The 22,542-nt window shown below is 38.1% G+C and carries 23 protein-coding genes; 4 read left to right on the top strand and 19 right to left on the bottom strand.

From position 1 onward, the window contains the following. Positions 1–12 precede the first annotated feature (12 nt). On the top strand, positions 13–1,575 hold the full coding sequence (gene guaA / locus O3670_RS01825) for a glutamine-hydrolyzing GMP synthase (RefSeq protein WP_002883901.1): 1,563 nt from the start codon (positions 13–15) through the stop codon (positions 1,573–1,575). 290 nt (positions 1,576–1,865) lie between these two features. On the opposite strand, the gene O3670_RS01820 is transcribed toward guaA, so the two are convergent. From O3670_RS01820 to glmS, 10 genes are all read right to left on the bottom strand, one after another. Continuing rightward, a complete protein-coding gene (locus tag O3670_RS01820) occupies positions 1,866–2,450 on the bottom strand; it encodes a GNAT family N-acetyltransferase (protein WP_371595736.1) in 585 nt (194 codons plus the stop codon). 281 nt (positions 2,451–2,731) lie between these two features. Next, positions 2,732–3,751, bottom strand: coding sequence for an alcohol dehydrogenase AdhP (gene adhP / locus O3670_RS01815; RefSeq protein WP_048675618.1), 1,020 nt, complete (start codon positions 3,749–3,751; stop codon positions 2,732–2,734). 161 nt (positions 3,752–3,912) lie between these two features. After that, entirely contained in the window at positions 3,913–4,194 is a 282-nt protein-coding gene (locus tag O3670_RS01810; RefSeq protein ID WP_371595735.1) for a DUF5960 family protein, read from the bottom strand. Beyond that, entirely contained in the window at positions 4,172–4,549 is a 378-nt protein-coding gene (locus O3670_RS01805) for a hypothetical protein (RefSeq protein ID WP_048675615.1), read from the bottom strand. Before O3670_RS01805 ends, O3670_RS01810 begins: the two co-directional genes overlap by 23 nt. Further along, positions 4,546–5,961 carry a Y-family DNA polymerase gene (locus O3670_RS01800; protein ID WP_371595734.1) on the bottom strand — a complete coding sequence of 472 codons (1,416 nt, stop codon included), beginning with the start codon at positions 5,959–5,961 and terminating at the stop codon, positions 4,546–4,548. Before O3670_RS01800 ends, O3670_RS01805 begins: the two co-directional genes overlap by 4 nt. A gap of 113 nt (positions 5,962–6,074) precedes the next feature. Further along, positions 6,075–6,926, bottom strand: a complete 852-nt coding sequence (locus O3670_RS01795) for an amino acid ABC transporter substrate-binding protein (protein ID WP_060971242.1) — start codon at positions 6,924–6,926, stop codon at positions 6,075–6,077. Positions 6,927–6,938: 12 nt separating this feature from the next. Next, complete coding sequence (locus tag O3670_RS01790) at positions 6,939–7,568, bottom strand: amino acid ABC transporter ATP-binding protein (RefSeq protein ID WP_014634575.1); 630 nt, start codon at positions 7,566–7,568, stop codon at positions 6,939–6,941. Between the two features lie 8 nt (positions 7,569–7,576). Continuing rightward, entirely contained in the window at positions 7,577–8,218 is a 642-nt protein-coding gene (locus tag O3670_RS01785; protein WP_014634576.1) for an amino acid ABC transporter permease, read from the bottom strand. A gap of 200 nt (positions 8,219–8,418) precedes the next feature. Further along, complete coding sequence (locus O3670_RS01780) at positions 8,419–8,751, bottom strand: zinc ribbon domain-containing protein YjdM (protein ID WP_002891088.1); 333 nt, start codon at positions 8,749–8,751, stop codon at positions 8,419–8,421. A gap of 117 nt (positions 8,752–8,868) precedes the next feature. Further along, complete coding sequence (gene glmS / locus O3670_RS01775) at positions 8,869–10,677, bottom strand: glutamine--fructose-6-phosphate transaminase (isomerizing) (protein WP_049545386.1); 1,809 nt, start codon at positions 10,675–10,677, stop codon at positions 8,869–8,871. 207 nt (positions 10,678–10,884) lie between these two features. On the opposite strand from glmS, the gene O3670_RS01770 reads away from it, so the two are divergent. Beyond that, complete coding sequence (locus O3670_RS01770) at positions 10,885–11,793, top strand: LysR family transcriptional regulator (protein WP_014634578.1); 909 nt, start codon at positions 10,885–10,887, stop codon at positions 11,791–11,793. A 93-nt stretch (positions 11,794–11,886) separates the two neighbouring features. Here O3670_RS01770 and O3670_RS01765 read toward each other — a convergent pair whose 3' ends face one another. Next, entirely contained in the window at positions 11,887–12,600 is a 714-nt protein-coding gene (locus O3670_RS01765) for a glycoside hydrolase family 73 protein (protein ID WP_037603158.1), read from the bottom strand. A gap of 172 nt (positions 12,601–12,772) precedes the next feature. On the opposite strand from O3670_RS01765, the gene O3670_RS01760 reads away from it, so the two are divergent. Beyond that, entirely contained in the window at positions 12,773–13,780 is a 1,008-nt protein-coding gene (locus O3670_RS01760; protein WP_037603156.1) for a YeiH family protein, read from the top strand. 54 nt (positions 13,781–13,834) lie between these two features. On the opposite strand, the gene O3670_RS01755 is transcribed toward O3670_RS01760, so the two are convergent. From O3670_RS01755 to O3670_RS01745, 3 genes are all read right to left on the bottom strand, one after another. Further along, positions 13,835–14,146: a hypothetical protein gene (locus tag O3670_RS01755; RefSeq protein WP_037603153.1), complete on the bottom strand. Its 312-nt coding sequence runs from the start codon at positions 14,144–14,146 to the stop codon at positions 13,835–13,837. A 144-nt stretch (positions 14,147–14,290) separates the two neighbouring features. Then, positions 14,291–14,689, bottom strand: a complete 399-nt coding sequence (locus O3670_RS01750) for a hypothetical protein (RefSeq protein WP_004182418.1) — start codon at positions 14,687–14,689, stop codon at positions 14,291–14,293. 219 nt (positions 14,690–14,908) lie between these two features. Next, positions 14,909–16,453, bottom strand: coding sequence for a metal ABC transporter solute-binding protein, Zn/Mn family (locus O3670_RS01745; RefSeq protein ID WP_148512531.1), 1,545 nt, complete (start codon positions 16,451–16,453; stop codon positions 14,909–14,911). Between the two features lie 158 nt (positions 16,454–16,611). Between O3670_RS01745 and O3670_RS01740 the strand changes: the two genes are divergently transcribed. Beyond that, on the top strand, positions 16,612–17,433 hold the full coding sequence (locus tag O3670_RS01740; protein ID WP_156246774.1) for a PrsW family glutamic-type intramembrane protease: 822 nt from the start codon (positions 16,612–16,614) through the stop codon (positions 17,431–17,433). Between the two features lie 55 nt (positions 17,434–17,488). Here the strand turns inward: O3670_RS01740 and O3670_RS01735 are convergent, their stop codons facing one another. Genes O3670_RS01735 through O3670_RS01715 form a run of 5 tightly spaced genes read right to left on the bottom strand, consistent with a single transcriptional unit; the run spans position 17,489 to position 22,424 of the window. After that, the gene (locus O3670_RS01735) at positions 17,489–18,886 is read right to left on the bottom strand and encodes a C69 family dipeptidase (RefSeq protein ID WP_371595733.1); all 1,398 of its coding nucleotides are present in this window, start codon (positions 18,884–18,886) and stop codon (positions 17,489–17,491) included. Between the two features lie 17 nt (positions 18,887–18,903). Beyond that, a complete protein-coding gene (gene whiA, locus O3670_RS01730) occupies positions 18,904–19,815 on the bottom strand; it encodes a DNA-binding protein WhiA (protein WP_037603144.1) in 912 nt (303 codons plus the stop codon). Further along, a complete protein-coding gene (locus tag O3670_RS01725; RefSeq protein ID WP_002891102.1) occupies positions 19,812–20,786 on the bottom strand; it encodes a YvcK family protein in 975 nt (324 codons plus the stop codon). Before O3670_RS01725 ends, whiA begins: the two co-directional genes overlap by 4 nt. Beyond that, entirely contained in the window at positions 20,783–21,673 is an 891-nt protein-coding gene (gene rapZ, locus O3670_RS01720) for an RNase adapter RapZ (RefSeq protein ID WP_037603141.1), read from the bottom strand. Before rapZ ends, O3670_RS01725 begins: the two co-directional genes overlap by 4 nt. Further along, positions 21,654–22,424 carry a DUF1003 domain-containing protein gene (locus tag O3670_RS01715; protein ID WP_371595732.1) on the bottom strand — a complete coding sequence of 257 codons (771 nt, stop codon included), beginning with the start codon at positions 22,422–22,424 and terminating at the stop codon, positions 21,654–21,656. The genes rapZ and O3670_RS01715 overlap by 20 nt, the downstream gene beginning before the upstream one ends. Positions 22,425–22,542: the final 118 nt, after the last annotated feature.

Here is a 22,542-nt window from a genome sequence, read left to right as displayed (position 1 = left end):
GAAAGGGTAATAATGACTGACATTTCTACTTTGAATGATGTGCAGAAAATCATTGTTCTAGACTATGGTAGCCAATACAATCAGCTGATTGCACGTCGTATTCGTGAATTCGGCGTTTTCTCTGAATTGAAAAGCCATAAAATTACCGCTGATGAAGTCCGTGCCATCGATCCTATCGGTATCGTACTTTCAGGTGGTCCTAACTCTGTTTATGCCGAAGATGCATTTGGTATTGACGAAGAAATTTTTGAACTTGGTATTCCAATTCTTGGTATCTGTTACGGAATGCAACTGTTGACCCACAAACTTGGTGGTAAAGTTGTTCCTGCTGGTGAAGCTGGTAACCGTGAGTATGGCCAATCAACACTTCGCCTTCGTGCCCAATCAGAACTCTTTGCAGGAACTCCTGAAGAACAAGTCGTTCTTATGAGCCACGGTGATGCTGTTACAGAAATTCCAGAAGGTTTCCATCTTGTTGGTGACTCAGTAGATTGCCCATTCGCCGCAATGGAAAATACTGAGAAAAACTTCTACGGTATCCAATTCCACCCAGAAGTTCGTCACTCTGTATATGGTAACGATATTTTGAAAAACTTTGCTTTTGGTATCTGTGGTGCCAAAGGTGACTGGTCAATGGCTAACTTCGTAGATATGCAAATTGCACAAATCCGTGAAACAGTTGGTGACCGAAAAGTCCTTCTTGGACTCTCAGGTGGGGTTGACTCATCTGTTGTTGGTGTCCTTTTGCAAAAAGCAATCGGAGATCAATTGACATGTATCTTCGTTGACCACGGTCTTCTCCGTAAAGGTGAAGGCGATCAAGTTATGGAGATGCTCGGAGGAAAATTTGGCCTTAACATTATCCGTGTTGATGCCTCTAAACGCTTCCTAGACCTCTTGGCTGGAGTTGATGATCCTGAGAAAAAACGTAAAATCATTGGTAACGAGTTTGTTTACGTCTTTGATGACGAAGCAAGCAAACTTAAAGGTGTAGACTTCCTAGCTCAAGGGACACTTTACACTGATATTATTGAATCAGGTACTGAGACAGCTCAAACAATCAAATCTCACCACAACGTTGGTGGTCTTCCAGAAGACATGCAATTTGAATTGATTGAACCACTTAATACCCTCTTTAAAGATGAAGTTCGTGCCCTTGGTACTGAAATGGGAATGCCTGATGAAGTCGTTTGGCGTCAACCTTTCCCAGGACCAGGACTTGCCATCCGTGTTATGGGTGAAATCACTGAAGAGAAACTTGAAACCGTTCGTGAGTCTGATGCTATCCTTCGTGAAGAAATTGCCAAAGCTGGTCTTGATCGTGATGTATGGCAATACTTCACTGTTAACACAGGCGTTCGTTCTGTCGGTGTTATGGGTGATGGCCGTACTTACGACTACACTATCGCTATCCGTGCTATCACTTCAATCGACGGTATGACAGCTGACTTTGCGAAACTTCCATGGGAAGTTCTTCAAAAGATTTCTGTTCGAATCGTTAACGAAGTTGACCACGTCAACCGTATCGTCTACGATATTACAAGTAAACCACCTGCAACAGTAGAGTGGGAATAAAATATAAACCTAATTTAAAGTGACTTGATTGTTTTAACAGCATTTTAAATTGTTTTAAAACGCTAAAATCTAATTACTTATATTTGGTTCCCCACCAAATACCCCACCAGAATTTCTTTCTGGTGGGGATTTTTTATATCTTAATTACAAAAATAGAGCAATAAGCAATGATATGGGGTCAGAAAAATTTTTCCTTTTCTGATGTTCAGTACTAACTCTTACATCATACCTAGATAATGGGGTAAAATCAAAACTCTCTGATTATTATTTATTTGTAAAAAAAATTCACTTTAATCATTTGCTATATTTCCTTCGTTCACATTTAGTCCATAAATTTCAAAATCATGATAGAATCCATTATAGAACTCGAATTGGGAGATTTCGCTTTCCTTTTTAAAACCTAAACTGATTGGTATAAACTTACTTTTAACATTATCAACATCTATATAAATCAGAAGCTTATCAATTTTAAATTTGGATGGAATGATTGTTATTAATTCTTTTAATCCCTGCTTTACAAAACCTTGATTTTCATATCTTTCTGATATCCAATATCCAATTTCGGCTTGATGTTTTTGTAAATCAATATTATGTATATCTATCATCCCTACTGGTTTCTGATTGACGCAAATTGTTAACATAAATAACTCATTATGCTCCATTTTTTCACGTGCATACTTTATAAACGCTCTTTCATTTTCAATACTTTTCATCTCATCCACCCAAGGAAGCCACTTAGCAAGACGTTCTCGTTCAGTAGAAACAGTCTCATATAACCCTTCACTATGGCTATCGGATATATAAAAAAGTTGGCATCGTTTCCCACGTGATTTAAACTCTATGAATAGTTCCGAGTCCAAGTTGGTAGAATCCATTTCATACTCCTTGTTATAAATGATAATATTCTTTAACTCTTTATTTACGAAATCATTATATAACTTTTTTACTACTTTTCATATGAATTAAATTTTGTCTATCTTTTTAAGGTCAGAGCCTATTACAACAACAAACGATTTAAGGTAAAACAAAAGGACTTAGTCCTATACAGTAGAAAACTAAATCCTTCACTAAATTATTTGTCTAACTTTCTGGTATCAGTACAAGTTTACATCACTCGAGTCTCCACATAGTCAGGATAGCATAGATAGATGCTTTCTTACTTAGTGAAATCAAGTACTTTACGTCCTTGAATTTCACCTTTTTCCATTTGATCAAATACTTCCACCGCTGTATCAACAGGAACAGTTTCAACAACCGGTACTACCAATCCTTGTGCACCAAAGTCGAAGGCTTCTTCCAAGTCTTTACGTGTACCTACAAGAGATCCAACAACACGGATACCATCTAGAACTGTTTTGACAATTGAGAGCTCCATATATTCAGATGGGAGACCAACCGCAACGACTGTTCCACCAGCACGTACACTATCGATAGCCTGATTGAAAGCAACCTTAGAAACAGCGGTTACAACAGCACTGTGTGTACCACCAGTTTTTTCTTGGATATAGCCTGCTACATCTTCAACTTCTTTACCGTTCACCACTAAATCAGCACCAGATTCTTTAGCCAAATCAAGTTTATCTTGGTTGATATCAACAGCCACTACTCGTGCATTGAAAACTTTCTTAGCATATTGAATAGCCAAGTTACCTAGTCCTCCGGCACCATAAATAGCTACCCATTGACCAGGTTCAACTTTAGCTTCTTTAATAGCTTTATATGTTGTAACTCCCGCACAGGTAATAGATGAAGCTTGAGCAGGATTAAGTCCTTCTGGAACTTTCACAGCATAGTCAGCGGTAACCAAAGCATAGTCACTCATACCACCATCAACACTATAACCAGCATTTTTTACAGAACGACAGAGTGTTTCACGACCAGTTGTACAGTATTCACAATAACCACATCCTTCGAAGAACCAAGCGATTGATACACGGTCACCTTTTTTAAGTGTTTCAACCCCTTCGCCAACTTCTTCGACAATACCAATACCTTCGTGGCCCAGTATACGACCTGGTACTTGACCAAAGTCTCCATGAGATACGTGAAGGTCAGTATGACAAACGCCACAGTACTCAACTTTAACCAAAGCTTGGCCATGACCTACTACTGCTGGTTTTTCATGATCAACAACTTCAACACCTGTGCTTGCTTGATTAACAACAACTGCTCTCATCTTAATTACCTCCATATGATAACTTTTAACACCTTCATTATAGCACTTACAGAGGTAATATCAACGCTTACATAAAGTTTTTCTTAGCTTGCGAAAACTTTCTTGAAAAGTCTCTATACAAATTCGATAAGTACTATTTTTTCTGCTGATATAGCTATATTTCAATCATTCCCAAGATATCTATACTGTCTCACAAGTGTCTTGGAATCCGGTAGGCTGACTTCAAAATGGAAATAATGATTGCGTCCATCTCTGGCATTCTCTTTATTTAATAAAAAATAATTCTTTTGACTGATGGCCATCTCCCTTATAATATCATCCGTCAAAAAGGTTAAGGGAATATCCATAGCAGAATAGCGATAAAAGTCCTCTTCAAATTTTAAATAGCTAGCAGAAAAATAATCAATTTGAAGTTTATCATCATAAATTTTTCTCTTCCTCATCTATGTTTTCAACCCCCAAACTAATTTCTAATATATCCTTTGTTAGAATACATTTATGTCGCTTGCAAGATTTTATAGTAACTTGATTAAAATCCAAGTCAACCACATAGCCACTACATCTACAGCACCTACCTTGATCCTTTATCTGGAAATTTCCCAATAATTGACCTGAATAAAGCTGGTTTAATAAAGTAAACTTCTCTAAATCATCCAAATGACTCGTAAGATTTTCTTTAGTCTTATCTTCATGTAGGGAACTTGTGTGTTCCGACAAGAAAAAGCCCATCCACTTCATCATTCCCCTATCTTTATGTTCCCTAGCTGATTGAAAGGGAAGGTAACTACGGTCTATCATTTTAAGCCATCTAATCCCCCAGCCGAGTGTCCACCAATAAGCTTACTTCGAGCAAGACTCCTAGATGCCTCCTGTAAAGAAGTTGCTTTTTGAATGGTCGTAAAGCCAAATTCCTGACGAATACTATCTATAGCTGCTTGAAGCCTTTCTTCTTTATCAATGTCATCTGGATTATCAAATAAAGAAAGAATTTGAAGCCCTTCATCTACAAAATTTGCATAAGAGACACTCACACTTCGAACAGCCCCTCCTTGATATTTCTTCCTAAAGAGTGCAATGACATGTCCTATTAATATCCTTGTGTTATTAGCAGGTTCAATCTTCATCTGTGCTTGTAGTGAACGCTTGCCCTCTAACTTTGAAAATCCAATGCTAATGGAAACTTGACAAGCTTTCTTATGAGCTCGTCTTAACCTAATGGCTACCTGTTCCGCCATCTCTCTTAGAATCAATTCAATATCAGCTTGACGCTCATAGTCTCGTGGTAAGATTTGAGAATTTCCTAAGCCATGTGACTTTGGTTTATAAGGTTTATGAACATTACTCTCATCAATACCGTTAGCATGAAAAAAGAGGTCTAAACCTACAATACCTAACTCCTTTTTAAGAATATCAGGATTGCTATTAGCAAGTTCTCGAATGGAGCAAATTCCCAACTTGTTTAGCCGCTTCTCCATCCGCTTACCAATTCCCCAGAAATCAGTCATATGGGGAATACTCCAAACCTTAGTCTCGACATCTTCATAGGACCAGTTGGCTCTCATAGTAGCCGTATGTTTAGCCTCATTATCAAGAGCTAACTTAGCCAATAAGGGATTGCTGTTAGACATTCCAACTGTCGAGTAAATACCTGTCTCCCTCCAAATATCTCTTTGAATACGCCCTGAAATCATATCTAACTTATCTTTTCTAGTAACAGTCCTATCGGGAATAAAGTAATTCAGTGACGACGTGAGATCAATGAAACCCTCATCAATGGAATAGGGAAGAATATCTTCAACACTGGCATAATTCTGGAAAATGTGTTGAATCTGGATATTCTTTTTTATATAGAGATCCATTCTAGGAGGAACGATAAAGGTAACCTTGGCCCAAGATTCGATGTAATCTACAAAATCTCTATCCGTTGGAAGTCCCTGCTTTTTGGCATTATAATAATGAAACTTACGAGAATGAATGTCAAAAGGTAAGTCATAAGAACGACTAACATTTGACTTGCCAAAAACTTGCTTAAATATAGGGGAAGAGGCTAGTATCAAACCATTCGCATTTTCAGCCCTACTCATCACACATAGAGAGGTCTTAAGAGGGTGCAGTCCACGTTCAACACACTCCACACTTGCATAGAAAGATTTCATATCTACAAAAGCAATATCACTTTGCGGTTCTCTTGAATAATCAAAATATCCCATGCTTGTCCTTTCGTTAGTTTATAAACTAACACTAGTATAAATTATAACTTCTTATATTTCAAGTATTTTCCATAAAAAAATAACAACATCCCTTCTAGAATGTTGTTATCCTTCTATTTTTTCCCTTTAACTTGGTCTGTGGCAACATCTTCGCCAAACCACTTGTTAGATATCTTTTGGAATTCTCCTTTTTTATAAAGGGTTCTAAATCCTTGATTGATTTTTTTGATCAGTGTCTTATCTGCTTTACGAGCACCTACAGCAAAGCTTTCACCTTCATAACCAGCAGGCATAACATTATACTGATCCAGAACCCCTGATTTTTCTAAGTAGTAATTAGCATACACACGGTCAATCAATAGACCGTCAATACGTCCACTATCAAGGTCAATCAAGGCTTGAGTAAAGGTCGAATATTGGACTGCTTTTTGGTTGGCAACGATATCCTTCAAAATCTTCGGAGAAGCATTGAAAGCATCATAACCGGAAGACCCTGCTTGGGCACCTAAGGTCTTACCTGACATTCCAGCAACAGAATCAATTCCCGAAGACTTTTTGGTTACCAGTACTTGTTCATTGACCATATAAGGTTCCGTGAAGTCCGCAGACTGCTTACGCTCATCCGTGACCGAGTAACCATTCCAAATGAGGTCAATTGTCCCATTCTTCAGTTCTGTTTCTTTCATATCCCAGTCAATAGCCTGCCATTCGACATCGATACCATACAATTTAAAGACTGCAGTTGCAAGATCAATATCAAAACCAACATAGCTACCATCCTTTTCCTCATATCCCATAGGAACAAAGGTTGCATCAAAACCAATTTTGATTTTCTTTTCTTTGGTATAGGTTTGCCACTGATCTTTCTGAGTTGCAAAATGTGAGCGCGAGCTACAAGCTGATAGCGCAAACAAAGGCAAAATGACAAGACAGCCTAGCAAAATCGTTTTTACTATTTTTTTCATGGAAAATCCTCACTATTTTGGATTGATAGTGACAATCTCATCGGCGATGTGCTGTGCAAACTGCATATCGTGAGTGATAACGATTTGCGTAATCCCAGTCTCACGATTCTGCAAAATCAATTTCTCCACTTCTTGACGCAACTCAGGGTCAAGAGCTGATGTTGGTTCATCATAGCCGACAATTTTCGGATCAATCATCATAGCACGCGCAAATGCAACACGTTGTTTTTGTCCCCCAGAAAGAGAGTAAGGATAAGCATTTCCATGAGCTCCAAGGCCTAAACGGTCAAGCAGAGCTTGAGCTTTTTTCTGAGCATCCTCCTTAGACATTCCCATCGTCTTAATTGGCGAAAGCGTTAGATTGTCTAAGACTGTTAAATGTGGAAACAGTTGGAAATCTTGGAAGACAAAACCGAGCAAATTACGGCTTTCCATCTGATCCAAAGGAATCTCTTCATTTTCATAAATAATTTGTCCTGAATCAATGGTTTCAAGTCCTGCTAGCATACGCAAGAGAGTCGTTTTACCACCACCAGATGGTCCGACAATAGCCAAGATTTTTCCTTCTTCTACTGTCAGATTATACTTATCAAAAATTTTGTGTTGACCAAATTGCTTGGAAATATTTTTTAATTCTAACATAAGGTCTCCTATTTATAATAGTTGAATTTCTTTTCGATGTTTTTCGAAGCCACAGTCACAACACCCACAAGGATAAGATAGATAGCTCCGGCCACAAACATCGGTGCTAAGGTCGCATCACGGTTCGCAGCGGTACGACTTTCCAAAAGAAGGTCTCCAACCCCAAGCACATAAACCAATGATGAATCCTTAACCAAGTTAATAATCTCGTTAAAGATACTTGGCAAGACAATCTTGACCACCTGAGGAAGGATAATGTAGCGGATGGTTTGGAAAGGACTAAGTTTAAGCATTTTTGCTGCTTCGTATTGTCCTTTCGGAATAGCCAAGATTCCACCACGGAAAATCTCTGCGAAATAAGCTGCATAATTAAGCGTAAAAGCAAGAATAGCAGCTGGCAGACGGTCAAAGACAATCCCAACACTTGGAAGAACGTAATAAACGAAGATCAATTGTAAAAGGAGAGGCGTTCCACGCATAATCCAAACGTAAAGGGTTAATAACCAATTTAAAGGTTTGAATTTAATCTGCATTAAGAAAGCAAGTACAATCCCTAATGGAATCGACAGTACGATAACAATGAAAAATACTTGAAGTGTGACTACCGCACCGTTCAAAAGGGCTGGTAATACTTCCAAAACGTATGACATATAAACTCCTATAATTATTTAGTATTATTGAATATTATACCAATTTTTTTGAAAAAATGATATAAGATTTTGAAAATAGTAAAAAGGAGTGCGACTAGACCCAATTTTCAAAATGAGTTCATAATCACACTCCTGGGAGACTTAAATAGTCTGTCCTGAGAAACAAACAATACTTAAGTCTAGCATCCCTAAAGCTTATTTTAGATTTTCTTAACAAATTCAGATTTAAGTTTCATAGCGCCAAAACCATCAATCTTACAATCAATGTTATGGTCACCTTCAACCAAACGAATATTTTTAACACGTGTGCCTTGTTTAATATCTTTTGGCGCACCTTTCACTTTCAAATCTTTAATAACTGTAACAGTATCACCGTCAGCAAGACGTGTTCCATTGCTATCAAGAACCACAAGTCCTTCTTCTTCTGCAACTTCGTTTGGATCCCACTCATAGGCACATTCAGGACATACAAGCAAGATTCCATCTTCATAAACATACTCTGAGTTACATTTTGGACAATTTGGTAATGACATAATTCTCTCCTAAGATTGTGATATAGATATTATTCTACTTTAGATTCTCCAATTAAGCAAGGGTAAAAAGGATAAAAACAAACAACATCTCTTACACTGTAAGAGATGTTAGTATTTTTATTCAACAGTAACTGATTTAGCCAAGTTACGTGGTTTATCGACGTCAAGTCCACGATGAAGTGTTGCAAAGTAAGCAATCAATTGTGTCGGTACAACCATTGAAATTGGTGACAAGTAAGGGTGAACATTATTAAGAACGATGTCATCACCTTCTTTAGCAACATTTTCCTCAGCAATAGTCAACACTTTAGCACCACGAGCAGCTACCTCTTGAATATTACCACGAGTGTGGCTAGCAAGAACAGCGTCAGACAAGAGCGCAATAACAGGTGTACCATCTTCGATCAAAGCAATCGTTCCGTGTTTCAACTCACCTGCTGCAAAACCTTCACATTGGATATATGAGATTTCTTTCAATTTAAGACTGGCTTCCATAGCAACATAGTAATCTTGACCACGACCAATATAGAAAGCGTTACGTGTTTCTGCAAGAAGAGCTGCCACTTTCTCGTCAATGACTTCTTTTTCAGAGAGTGTTGATTCGATAGATTGTGCTACAAGTGACAATTCATGTACCAAGTCGAAAGCTTTAGCTTTTTCATTACCATTAGCCTCACCGACTGCTTTAGCCAAGAAGGCAAGAGCCGCAATCTGAGCAGTGTAAGCTTTAGTAGAAGCTACGGCAATTTCTGGGCCAGCATGAAGAAGCATTGTATGGTCAGCTTCACGAGAAAGGGTAGATCCTGGAACGTTTGTCACTGTCAAACTTGGAATACCCAACTCGTTAGCTTTAACAAGAACCTGACGGCTATCTGCTGTTTCACCTGATTGGCTAATAAAGACAAAGAGAGGTTTCTTGCTAAGGAGTGGCATACCATAACCCCACTCAGAAGAAATACCAAGCTCAACTGGTGTATCTGTCAACTCTTCGAGCATCTTCTTAGAAGCAAAACCAGCATGATATGATGTTCCTGCCGCAAGGATATAGATACGATCAGCCTCTTGAACAGCCTTGATAATATCAGCATCTACAGTCACTTGTCCCTTGTCATCTGTGTAGGCTTGGATAAGCTTACGCATCACTGTTGGTTGCTCATCGATTTCTTTGAGCATGTAGTAAGGGTATGTGCCTTTACCAATATCAGAAAGGTCAAGTTCAGCTGTATAGCTATCACGTTCTTTAACAGTACCATCATAATCTTGGACTTCGACACTATCAGCTTTCACGATAACTAACTCTTGATCGTGAATTTCCATGTACTGATTAGTTTCGCGAATCATAGCCATGGCATCTGAGCAGACCATGTTATAGCCATCACCAAGACCAATCAAAAGTGGTGATTTGTTTTTTGCCACGTAAATTGTTGAGGCATCTTCAGAATCCATAAGAGCGAAGGCATATGATCCACGGATAATATGAAGAGCTTTCTTGAATGCTTCAAGAGTTGACAAACCATCTTCTTCAACAAATTTTCCAATCAAGTGAACTGCAATTTCAGTATCAGTTTGGCCTTTGAAATGGTGACCAGAAAGGTATTCTTCCTTAATTTCAAGATAGTTTTCAATAACACCATTGTGAACCAAAACAAAACGTTCTGTTTCTGAGCGGTGTGGGTGAGCATTATCCTCTGTTGGTTTACCGTGAGTTGCCCAACGAGTATGTCCGATACCTGCTGTTCCTTCTACTCCTTCAGTTTTAGCAGCAAGTTCCGCAATACGGCCAACAGCCTTAACCAATTGACTAGATGCATCGCCAGCTACAAAGATACCAGCTGAATCATAACCACGGTATTCTAGCTTTTCAAGTCCTTGAATCAAGATATCAGTTGCATTTGTGTTACCTACAACACCAACAATTCCACACATATTTTTAATAATAACCTCTGATCAAAGAGGTCATGTCTCCTTCATTTAAAATTGGTATAGTCAATAAGCTCTTTAAAAAGCTTAACGAGGACAGTATATTCGATATATTTGACATTGTCAAGCATAAAAATTGGTATAGTCCTAAAAAGACCTTTTACTTGCCTCTTATCCTAAGGAATAATCCTTAAAATATGCTATAATAAGGCTATGCGAATTCAACAATTACATTATATTATCAAAATCGTCGAAACCGGCTCAATGAATGAAGCTGCAAAACAACTTTTCATTACGCAACCAAGTCTTTCAAATGCTGTTCGTGACTTGGAAAGAGAAATGGGAATTGATATCTTTATCCGTAACCCCAAGGGAATCACTTTAACCAAGGATGGAGTTGAATTTCTCTCTTATGCACGTCAGGTAGTGGAACAAACGAATCTCTTGGAAGAACGCTACAAGAGTCACACAGAAACACGTGAATTGTTTAGTGTTTCCTCTCAACACTACGCTTTTGTTGTCAATGCCTTCGTCTCACTTCTCAAGAGAGCTGATATGACACGTTACGAGCTCTTCTTACGCGAAACACGTACTTATGAAATCATTGAGGACGTTAAGAACTTCCGTTCAGAGATCGGCGTTCTCTTCCTTAACAGCTATAATCGAGATGTCTTAACTAAGATGTTTGATGACAACCGCCTCACATATACCAGTCTCTTCAAAGCTAGACCCCATATCTTTGTCAGCAAGTCAAACCCATTGGCTAAGCATGAAGTTGTCTCTTTGGAAGATTTAGAAGAATTTCCATACCTTAGCTATGATCAGGGGATTCATAATTCCTTCTACTATTCTGAAGAGATTCTCTCTCAGATTCCCCATAAAAAGTCTATCGTAGTTTCAGACCGAGCGACACTCTTCAACCTATTAATCGGCTTGGATGGTTACACCATTGCTACAGGTATTTTAAATAGTAATTTGAATGGTGATAATATTGTCTCTATCCCACTTGATATTGATGATGAAATTGATATTGTTTACTTGAAGCATGAAAAGGCAACCCTCTCTAAAATGGGGGAAAAATTCCTTGATAACCTCGTTAAAGAAGTCACTTTTGACAACTAATAGATGTTAGTCCCCAGCACATAATGTTGGGGACTTTTTATTGCCAAAACTATCCAATTCAAAGCACAAAAAAGAGCCTTTCGACTCTCATCATTATTTATAATTTTTATAGCTTGCCCAGGCCTCATCTATAGATAAGGTCTCAGCATCTGTGTATGAGCCTCTATAGCTGTTCCAAACAAGGCCACTTGTTGAACCAGTTGCTTGGGTAACTGGAGCTTGATCGTAGGCAGTCAAACCATAGTATGCAATAATGCTATTTAATTTAGAAGCGTAAAGACTATCTGTAGCATAAGTCCCTGTCAGTGCCTGAGTGGCATCTGCATAACTACTTGTATTTGATTTCCAAGTACCTGCATAAGTAGATGACGTCATCAAAGCAGCATAATCTGCTAGGGAATCACTCAGACTTCCATAAGAACGGAAAGGTTCATCAATCTCATAAGTCTTCCCTGTACCATCGTCTTCCCAAGTACGCATAGTAACGGAGTTTCCATTATAAGAGCCCTTAATCCCAAAGAAGTTGTAATAAGGAGCTTGACTCAAACCTGACTGACCTGAATTTGATTCCAGAATAGCTTGAGCAATTAGAACAGAAGCATAGATATTGTAATCTTGACCAATCTGTCTCGCAGTCTCTCCGATACTATCAATAAAAGCCGTCGTAGTTTGATTGTAGGCAGCTTCAGCTTTAGCATTAACACTGTTATCATTTTTTCTATCTGTTGTAAAAGCTAGAACCAAAAAGAGCGAACAAACAAAAGCTCCCACGATAAAAATCATATACTTCTTTAAATGACGATACATACAACCCTTCCTTCATAAAATTTTCAATTATAATATTTTAATACTATTCTATCAGAAATAACACTCCTTAGCAAGTTATAGGGATAGTTTCTCCTCAGAACTATCCCTAACAACACCTTTACATATCCTAAATAATAAGATACAATGTGGGTAATTTTTAAGGAGATGAAAAATGAAAATCAAATCATTCTTACCTGGTATAAGTATTGCAATACTTATTTCGCTTGTAGCCTGGACTCTTGGAGTCTTATTTCCTATTATTGGAGGACCTGTCATTGGTCTTTTCATTGGCCTCTTATTTGGCATTGTAGTGACAGACTCTGAAAAGCTCAAAACTGGGATGCAGTTTACATCAAAAAAAGTATTACAATACGCTGTTATTCTTCTTGGATTTGGACTAAATCTTTCTCAAGTCTTTAAGGTTGGCGTAACGTCACTTCCCATTATTCTACTGACTATTACTACGGCACTGCTTACTGCTTATGTCGTCCATCGTGTGTTCAAGCTAGATAGTGAAATTGCTACTTTAGTAGGTGTTGGTTCTTCTATTTGTGGGGGATCTGCTATTGCTGCAACTGCTCCTGTAATCAAGGCTAAAGATGAATCTATTGCAACAGCAATCTCGGTAATTTTCTTTTTTAACATCTTAGCGGCTTTAATCTTTCCTCACTTGGGATCTTGGTTGGGACTTAGTAATCAAGGCTTTGCCATATTTGCTGGAACAGCTGTCAACGATACTTCTTCTGTAACTGCTACAGCTAGTTCTTGGGATAGCTTACATGGAACATCTATCCTAGAGCAAGCAACAATTGTTAAATTGACTCGAACACTTGCTATCATCCCTATAACTCTTGGTCTATCTGTATGGCAGTCACGAAAGGATAATACAAAGGAAGCATTCTCGCTAAGCAAAGCAGTGCCTAACTTTATCCTTTGGTTCCTTTTGGCCTCACTGATTACAACTGTTGCAATGTCACTCGGTGTAACACCTGCCGTCTTTTCACCATTAAAAGACCTTTCAAAATTTATGATTATTATGGCAATGACAGCTATCGGTTTCCAAACAAATCTCAAAAAACTAATCACTAAAGGAGGCTCAGCACTTCTAGTGGGAGGAGTCTGTTGGTTATTAATTAGTCTTGCTTCTCTTCTCATGCAAAAGATATTAGGACTTTGGTAAAAGACATCTAAAAAACTCACAATCTGGCTAAGACTGTGAGTTTTTATTATAGAATCATTTTTTATACTCAAAGACATAGGTTTGGATAACCTTATCCCCATCGTTTGTTACTTTCAAATCTACATTGTAGCTCTTAGTTTCACCACTAATATCCTGAACCTTATAATCACCATCTTTTTTTACAGAAGAGGTGGTCTGTCCTGAATAATGCCTAACTTCAAGGCCTGAAGCTCCATCTAGAGAAAAAGGAATGAGCCCGTTTAAAGAATATAGCCCATACAAAATAAGACATAAAAAGCTCAGCGACACAAGGCTCACCAAATAATATTTAACAAAATCCCCCAATTTAAACCCCTGCTTACTCACTTAGTTATTATTTTCCTTTAACTTAACGTTATTTTTATTAGAGTATTTTCAAATTTTATTTTACACACATTTGGGTATTTTGTCAAATTATTTGATATTTAAAATAGAGCCTAATTTTTCTATATACTAAAAGCCGTTAGTCATCTAACGGCAATTTTTTATTTCTGAAATAACGTATTCAAGACGGCTATAGAGACCAAGTAATAAGTCGTAACTTCGATTTTCATTTTCTTTCAAAACAGTGAAAACTGTTGTACTATAGGTAAATTCAAAGAAGTCATCTAATTCCTTGAGCCAGTCATCAATAACCCCTAAATTTTGATCAATGATTGCAAACAAACTTGGCTGATACCAGATTGTACCTTCGATATAAAGGTTTTTGTCAGATAATTTAGATAGGGATACTTTCAAGTCAGCAAGCTCTCTTTTAGCAAGATTTGGTTCAATCTTTAAATCAAAAAGCAAGCGTGCATCATGATTTAGAATATCGAGTTCTGCTTGAAGCAGTTGAATATAATGTATCGCTACTAAATACTGGTTCATGGGTCTCTCCTGATCATCTGAAAATCGTACTATTATTGTACCACTAAAGAATGAAAAAATGTAGTAATTATTTAATTTTTTACAGGATTTTTTTAGAAAAAATACGATGCTTTAAATTTCTGTTTAAAACTAATGACACTAGAAATTTTCTAAGAGTTTAAGAAATGAAAGATTTTTTTAAAAAAGAAAAAACACTCACGAATGAGTGCATTTCTAGTATTAATGGCTAACCATTTCTTGTGCAATTTCAAAGCCACTAAGTTTTCCAGGATAGTAAGTTGGCCAATTATCCATTTCTTTTAGAATCTCATCTTGGCTACTATTTCCAAAGAAAATATGGAAATGTGCTGAAGTTGTTGGATCTATTTGATGATCTGAAAATTGGACATACTGGTAAGGGTTATCTGCTGCTTGACTATCAGTTGCTGTAAAGAGATAACGAACACCTTTTTTACCAGAAGCATAGGTTAGAATCTTATAACCATCATAACGATAAGTGTGTGTCACACTACTTCCATCATTCTTTATGAAAGTCATGGTCATCTTTTTACCATCAATGGCAATTTTAGAAACATCTGTTTGATAGCCCTTAGTGTAGTATTCTTTGTACTCTTGTGCAGTTTTATCTTTATTTAATAGAGATTTGTATTCAAATACTTGATCTAAAGTACCATCTTGAAGATAAGGATAAACCGATTGCCACTCACCAGACCAATCCGAAAGTTCTCTATCTTTAACATCTTTGTCATCGAAGTAACCATTTTGAACCGTTTTCTTGTCATCACTTCCCGTTTCAGGTTGAATAGCTTTACCTTCAACGTCCGTTGTTAAACGAAGATTTTTTAGGTTCTCAGTCATAACACTGATATAGTCTTCACCTTTTTTCAACTGTTCCTTAGTTAGTGATTCAATTGGATTTAAAACTGCTGTCTTAACTCCTACTTCGTTAGCTAAGGTTTTAGCAACACTACTTGAAGCATTTTCCTCAAAATAGATATAGTTAATATCATATTCTTTGACATACTTAGAAAGGCTAGCGATACGTTTTGCAGAAGGGTCGGACTCAGCTGAAACACCTAAAATTGGTACCTGTGTCAAACCGTAATCTAAGGCAAGGTAGGCAAAAGCTGCGTGCTGAGTAACAAAACTTTTCTGTTTTGCTTGACTAAAGGCTTCAGTATACTCCTTATCCAAAGTCTTTAATTTTTTAAGGTATTTCTCGGCATTGGTTGTAAAGACTGCTTTTTTATCTGGATGCTGAGCAATCAAACCGTCTCTAATAGTTTCAACTAATTTTTGAGAACGTTTAGGTGAGAGCCAAACATGGGGATCATATTCGTGGTGATGTTCTTCTCCACCATGATCATGATCTTCTTCCTCTGTTCCAGGTAAAAGAACCATGCCTTGACTTGCCTTAATGACTTTTGTATTTTTTGTGTTGATAGACTTTTCAACTTTTGGAACCCAGGTTTCCATATTTTCATTTAGGTAGACAAAAGTGTCTGCTTTTTCAATGTCAGCGACATTCTTAGTAGATGGTTGGAAATCGTGGGCTTCACTTCCAGCAGGAATGAGATAAGACACCTCTCCCTCATCTCCTACAACCTGCTTGGTAAATTCATAAACAGGGTAAAAGCTCGTCACAACTTTCAAATCACCATTTCCTTTTGAACCGTGGTGACTAGTCGTATAATAAATACCTGCACCAGCAGCTAAAACAACTGCTGCTAATCCTGCTAGGCCAAAAATGCGTTTCTTTTTCATGATATTCCTTTCAAAATACTTAACCAGTTAATAGTTTACTGGTTAAGTATATCACACTTCATTTATTTTGCAAGTCCTAAAATAAAAAAAAATGAAATATTTCGACGAGAAAGAATTATTTGATATACTGGAAATATCATTTGGAAAGTAGGTTATACATGTTTCGAAAATTAATCCTATATCTTTTTTTATTGCTTTCAGCCATAGGCCTGACTTATGATACGCAATCATACACTTCAGGCGCTTTGTCTGGTTCGGCATACGGTATTATTGGACTATCAACACTGATTGCCTTATGTTATATCGTACCAGGAATATTTCTGATTCTGTACTTAGGCAAGAGATGGCAGGTGAAACCACTTGTTCTCATATTTGCTCTAATTGGTGGAGTCTTTATCACAGGATGGATAGCTGGTTATGCCAATACCATTTCTCACGACTGGGTGACTGCTCATCTTTCTTCAAAGAGTTTCTTCTACCGCTTTGAGGATGCTCTTATGGCTCCCCTAGTTGAGGAACCCCTAAAACTAGCAGCTTTTCTCTTTGCTATCTATATGGTGCCAACGAAAAGTTACAAGGGGCTCTTGCTTGTCGCTATTACGGCGGGTCTGGGCTTCCAGATTAGTGAAGACTTCTCCTATATTCTTTCAGATTTGCCTGATGGTTTTTCTTATACGATTTCAGGTATTCTTGGTCGAACTATTGGTGCTGTATCGTCTCACTGGCTTTACACATCCTTCCTTGCTATGGGGCTAGTCCTTATATGGCGTTCCCGTCAAAAACTCATTAATTCTAAATACAGTCTTATTGGTATACTTTATGCTTGTGGTGCTTTTGCTGCACACTTTGCTTGGAATTCACCTCTTCGAAATTTAGAAAGCGATTTGCCATGGGCATCAGGCCTTCTCATTTCACTCAATCTTTTCTTCTTTATTACGCTTTATCAGCTCCTCTCGAAACTGGATAAAGAAAACAAGTAATGTTTACAATACTAAAAAACCTTTCCAATTTTATGGAAAGGCTTTTTTGATGACTTTAATCACTCATAGAAAAACGATTGGTCATCAAATTACTTGCATCATCTAAGACTTTTGCCAATAGTTTATCTGTTTCTGACTGAATCTGGTCACTAATCTTTTGATTTTCAGCTTTAAAATCAATACTCTCACCATTTGCTAAAGCAGTATCTACATGATTAATCATAGCATGGCCAAGAGCCATAGTTGTTTCTACATAAGCATCCAAATCAGATTCATGCTGTTGGAAATGAGGATCACAGATAGCAGCAATCAAGCGATTACTCCAGTAGAAATTACCTGTATCCACTTTATCAGTTGTTTGACGGAAATAAGCAGGTGTTGTTCCGACTTGAGTCCAGAATGGCACCATTGTACCAAATGGCATTGATCCATAGGCTAACCACTGAATTCCTGTCGTTTCTGATGGTTTGTTAGGACGCATTTGCAAGAGAGCTGTTTGACTAGTACGGTTGATACCGATTGGACGGAATTGGCGTTGACTCACCGCATCTCCTTGAGGTCCATAAGGATCGTAAGGTGTATCTTGGTAATGAAGACTCAAGACATATTTAACATCTTCAACTGTAATTTTGCGGTATGGTTTTTGACACCATGGAATAAAGAATGATTTTGGATCATAATCTTTTTCTGGGTTCAAGAATTTCTGGATTGCCCAGGCACGTGGTGTATTATAATGACGATCCTTATCTCGTTGGCTACCAAAAGCATAACGTGGATTAAAGTGTTCATTAGAATAAGTCAAATCCAAGTGATGTTTATTAATAAAATCTCGAATGTCTGGTGAGGCTAAATAGTCGTCTGGATTTTCAAACTCATAGTGATCGATGCCAAGTTGGTTTGGGTTAGTGACATAGGCATCATCTGGAACACGTCTTGCAATCCAATGGTGACCACCAATGGTCTCTAGCCACCAAATTTCTTCAGTATCTGAGAAAGCAATACCATTAGATTCGTAAGTTCCGTAAGTTTCAAGAAGTTGCCCCAAACGAAGGACACCTTCACGCGCCGTCTTGATATATGGCAAGACCAATGTTAACATATCCTCTTCTCCAATACCATCTTTAACAAGAGGGTCTGCACCGAGTACACGCGCATTGGTGGTGATTGTTTCTGTTGCACTCATGGCAACATTAGCTGAGTTAATACCAGCTTCACCCCAGATACCGTCTTTACCAAGTGCATCTGGAACAGAAGTATAACGTAGAGGATTATCTGGCAAATCAATTGAAAAATTGCTAAGCACAGACTGGTAGTGACGCGGTTGGTCTTCAGGGGTCACGACGAGAAATTCTTTGGGCGTAAAAACGCCAGATTGAGAATCCTCAGTACGTGCAATCATGGTAGAGCCATCATATGAGGCTTTCTTACCTACTAAAATCGTTGTACAAGCCATAAAAGCTTCCTTTCTACTTACAAATCGTCCGCAATTTTATTGATTTTTCTGAGACGATGATTGACACCACTCTTGGTCAGAGGAGGTTCTATACTATCTGCGATTTGCTGGATAGAGTAATCTGGATTGGCAATACGGAGTTGGGCAATTTGGCGCAGCTCCACAGGTAAAATCTCCAAGCCAACTGTATCCATAATCTTGATAATATTATTAATTGTTTTCATACTAGCACTAATCGTTCTAGCAATATTAGCTGTTTCCGCATTATTGGCACGATTCAGATCATTTCTGGTCTCTCGCATAATTTTGACCTCTTCGAAGGTATCCTTAGAGTTCATTGCACCAATAACAAGGAGGAAATCCATAATATCCTCAGCTTTTTGAAGATAGGTCACAAAACCATTTTTATGACTCAAAACCTTGGCATCGAGCATAAATTTTTTCATTAGAGAAGCCAAGTCCTCTGCGTGGTCTTGGTAAACGGAAAAAATCTCTAATTGATAACGGCCTTTTTCAGGATCACGAACTGTTCCAGTCGCCAAAAAAGCACCTCTTAAATAGGATCTTCCAGCTTCGTCATCTTCCATTACTGATGTTTCAATGCCTGTTTCAAAGCCAAAGAAAGAATCCGCCAATTGTAAATCGGACAAAATATCATTGACATGGTCAGCTACAAAAACCGTGTAAACACGATTTTTCTTGAGATTAGTCTTGTTGTGATGTCTCAATTCAGGATTACTCTGATAACGACTTTCCATTAATTGGTAGATATGTCGCGCAATCTTTGCATTTTCTGTTGAGATGGAAAGAGTCAATCCTTGGTTGGTCAATCCAACAGAACCAGACATCTTAATAAATGCCGACAATTCAGCCTTGTCTTTGCTTGAAGCTGCAATTATCTCTTCTTTAACCTTAATTGTGAAACTCATGACTTATTCCTCACTAGATGCATGAGCTCATCCACTACCAAGTCACCATGGTGGAAGGCACCACCATTTTCAAGTCGCAAAAAATTAGAAGACACAACTGTCTTTGCTTCACGACGTAAGCCCTCAAAATCATGCTCAACCTGAACAAGGTATTCATCAAATTTATTACTTGCCATGTATTCCTTAGGCACTTTCTTGATATTAACTAAGACATTGTCAATCACATCGGAGCCAAGATGACGATTAAGAACAGCCACATGGTCGGCATCTGAGAATTGCTCAGTTTCTCCGTACTGCGTCATAATATTACAAATGTATGTGACATCAGCCTTGGTCTCAATAAGAGCCTGACGAATCTCTGGTATCACCAGGTTGGGCAAAATCGATGTATAGAGAGACCCAGGACCTAAAACAATCATATCACTATTCATAATAGCATCAACAACCTTACGACTGGCCTTAGGCTCTTCATCATTATAGGTATTGGTCACATAAACGCGCTCAATCATGCCATCGTACTGAGCAATACTACTCTCACCTGCTACTTCATGACCATCTTGAAAAACAGCATGAAGCGTCAAGGCAGTCTCACTGGCAGGATAAATCTTACCTGTGACGTGGAAAAACTTCGTCAGAAGCTGCATGGCATTATAGGTAGATCCCTGCATTTCAGAAATTCCAGCGATGATTAGATTTCCAAGTGGATGACCGGCCAAAGCGCCATCGGTTTTATCAAAACGATATTGAAAAACTCTTTCATAAAGTTTAGGCATATCACTCATAGCAACCAAAACATTACGCAAATCCCCTGGAGGTGTCAGTTGCATGATATCACGCAAATCTCCTGAAGAACCGCCATCATCAGCTACAGTTACCACAGCAGTGATATCAACATCCTTATGACGTAAACTACGAAGAATGACTGGAATACCAGTTCCCCCACCTATTACTGTAATTCTTGGTTTTTTCATGAACGATTCACCGTCTCCTTACGTCGATCCTTATCACGATGTGTTTCATTGACTGTCCAATCATTTTTTAAATCTTGGGCTAGACGATGTGCAAAAGCTACACTACGGTGTTGACCACCCGTACACCCAACAGCAATAGTAAGAACAGACTTACCTTCTTTTTTGTAGCCAGGTAAGATTGGTTTAATAAGCTGTGTCAAATGATTGTAAAAGTCTTCTGATTCCGTATGCTTCATGACGTAATCAAAAACCTCTTTATCCAAACCTGTGAGGTTACGAAGGGCAGGATCATAATAAGGGTTTGGCAAAAAACGGACATCAAAAACCAGATCTGCATCCAATGGCAGTCCATATTTAAAACCAAAGCTCAAAACTTCAATACGGAAAGAAGATTGGTCTTGCTCAGATGAAAACTGTTCAGAAATAGCCTTACGAAGTTGGCGCGGAGTCAATTCTGTCGTATCAACTACGTTTTGACTCAAACTCTTAAGCGGTGACAAAAGCTCACGCTCTAACTTGATGCCATCCAAAACACGGCCATCTGCCGCCAGTGGGTGACTACGACGTGTCTCTTTGTAACGAGAAACCAATTCACCATCCGTAGCGTCCAAGAAAAGAATCTTGAAATTAAGTTCCTCATTGCTTTCTAATTTATCCAAAATATCGTTGATTTCATCGAAGAACAAGCGACTTCGCATATCAACGACAAGAGCAATCTTATCTGTCTCTTCACTATGTTTTACCAATTCGATAACCTTTGGTACCAAAGAAGGTGGCATATTATCAATAGTGAAGTATCCAATATCCTCAAAGGATTGAATCGCTACAGTCTTACCTGCTCCGCTCATCCCTGTTACAACAACTAAATTAATTTTTTTCGTTCCCATGAGACTCCCTTTCTAGTCTTTCTTCTTTCAAGACACGAATATCGTCTGACATTTTTTCAACTTGTTGGCTAACCCCCATAATCATTTCTGTCTGCAATTTTTGAATAGTAAGCAAATCTGATTGGTCTTGTTGCACCAAGTGATCAATTTTTTCATGTAAAAGTCGGATTTCTTCCTTTGATTGTTTATTGACGTTATAGTCATTTCGTGCTTGCAATCGATCGTAATCCGATGCCCGATTCTGACTCATCATAATCAATGGTGCCTGAACGGCAGCTAGAGTGGACAAGGCCAGATTCAACAGAATAAAAGGATACTTATCAAAGGCAATCCCAAAGGGTTGGATGACATTTAGCCCCATCCAAATAGCCATGAAAGCAATGAATGACAAGATAAAAGTCCAAGATCCACCAAATCTGGCCACTTCATCCGCCACTTTCTGTCCAAAAGTAATTCGACTATCCAATTGTTTCTGGACATCCTGGTCCTCGTAGAGCAAACTCTTGGTCACATCATGAACTGTTTCACGCACGTGCTCATTTTTCTCATTAGCATTTGCGATAATCTCGTCGAGAAAAACTAACCTATAATCCAAAAGGCTAATATTACTAATGAAATCATGTCCTTGTAAATCAGGGTAATCTTTTTTCAAAAGCACCTGCAAACGACTATTTAGTCGTTCAAAATAGGAGCCATCGGTTTCATCGAACCACTCTTTAGAGATATAATCCTGAACTCTCTTAACCTGCATATTTTCGCCTTCTTTCTAGGCTCTATTATACCATATTGAAAGCTTAAACGTTCAATAGATAAAGGAAAAGAGTCCAAGACTAACCTCAGACTCCTCCATTATTGGGACAATTAATTTA

Source organism: Streptococcus sp. 27098_8_74, assembly GCF_041431705.1.
GTDB classification, from domain to species: Bacteria; Bacillota; Bacilli; order Lactobacillales; family Streptococcaceae; genus Streptococcus; species Streptococcus salivarius_E.
This window is presented reverse-complemented; position numbering and strand designations above follow the sequence as displayed.

Excerpts from the sequence above, each read along its gene's own strand:
- guaA (WP_002883901.1), top strand. The coding sequence starts at position 13 with ATGACTGACATTTCTACTTTGAATGATGTGCAGAAAATCATTGTTCTA.
- O3670_RS01820 (WP_371595736.1), bottom strand. The coding sequence starts at position 2,450 with ATGGATTCTACCAACTTGGACTCGGAACTATTCATAGAGTTTAAATCA.
- adhP (WP_048675618.1), bottom strand. The coding sequence starts at position 3,751 with ATGAGAGCAGTTGTTGTTAATCAAGCAAGCACAGGTGTTGAAGTTGTT.
- O3670_RS01810 (WP_371595735.1), bottom strand. The coding sequence starts at position 4,194 with ATGAGGAAGAGAAAAATTTATGATGATAAACTTCAAATTGATTATTTT.
- O3670_RS01805 (WP_048675615.1), bottom strand. The coding sequence starts at position 4,549 with ATGATAGACCGTAGTTACCTTCCCTTTCAATCAGCTAGGGAACATAAA.
- O3670_RS01800 (WP_371595734.1), bottom strand. The coding sequence starts at position 5,961 with ATGGGATATTTTGATTATTCAAGAGAACCGCAAAGTGATATTGCTTTT.
- O3670_RS01795 (WP_060971242.1), bottom strand. The coding sequence starts at position 6,926 with ATGAAAAAAATAGTAAAAACGATTTTGCTAGGCTGTCTTGTCATTTTG.
- O3670_RS01790 (WP_014634575.1), bottom strand. The coding sequence starts at position 7,568 with ATGTTAGAATTAAAAAATATTTCCAAGCAATTTGGTCAACACAAAATT.
- O3670_RS01785 (WP_014634576.1), bottom strand. The coding sequence starts at position 8,218 with ATGTCATACGTTTTGGAAGTATTACCAGCCCTTTTGAACGGTGCGGTA.
- O3670_RS01780 (WP_002891088.1), bottom strand. The coding sequence starts at position 8,751 with ATGTCATTACCAAATTGTCCAAAATGTAACTCAGAGTATGTTTATGAA.
- glmS (WP_049545386.1), bottom strand. The coding sequence starts at position 10,677 with ATGTGTGGAATTGTTGGTGTTGTAGGTAACACAAATGCAACTGATATC.
- O3670_RS01770 (WP_014634578.1), top strand. The coding sequence starts at position 10,885 with ATGCGAATTCAACAATTACATTATATTATCAAAATCGTCGAAACCGGC.
- O3670_RS01765 (WP_037603158.1), bottom strand. The coding sequence starts at position 12,600 with ATGTATCGTCATTTAAAGAAGTATATGATTTTTATCGTGGGAGCTTTT.
- O3670_RS01760 (WP_037603156.1), top strand. The coding sequence starts at position 12,773 with ATGAAAATCAAATCATTCTTACCTGGTATAAGTATTGCAATACTTATT.
- O3670_RS01750 (WP_004182418.1), bottom strand. The coding sequence starts at position 14,689 with ATGAACCAGTATTTAGTAGCGATACATTATATTCAACTGCTTCAAGCA.
- O3670_RS01745 (WP_148512531.1), bottom strand. The coding sequence starts at position 16,453 with ATGAAAAAGAAACGCATTTTTGGCCTAGCAGGATTAGCAGCAGTTGTT.
- O3670_RS01740 (WP_156246774.1), top strand. The coding sequence starts at position 16,612 with ATGTTTCGAAAATTAATCCTATATCTTTTTTTATTGCTTTCAGCCATA.
- O3670_RS01735 (WP_371595733.1), bottom strand. The coding sequence starts at position 18,886 with ATGGCTTGTACAACGATTTTAGTAGGTAAGAAAGCCTCATATGATGGC.
- whiA (WP_037603144.1), bottom strand. The coding sequence starts at position 19,815 with ATGAGTTTCACAATTAAGGTTAAAGAAGAGATAATTGCAGCTTCAAGC.
- O3670_RS01725 (WP_002891102.1), bottom strand. The coding sequence starts at position 20,786 with ATGAAAAAACCAAGAATTACAGTAATAGGTGGGGGAACTGGTATTCCA.
- rapZ (WP_037603141.1), bottom strand. The coding sequence starts at position 21,673 with ATGGGAACGAAAAAAATTAATTTAGTTGTTGTAACAGGGATGAGCGGA.
- O3670_RS01715 (WP_371595732.1), bottom strand. The coding sequence starts at position 22,424 with ATGCAGGTTAAGAGAGTTCAGGATTATATCTCTAAAGAGTGGTTCGAT.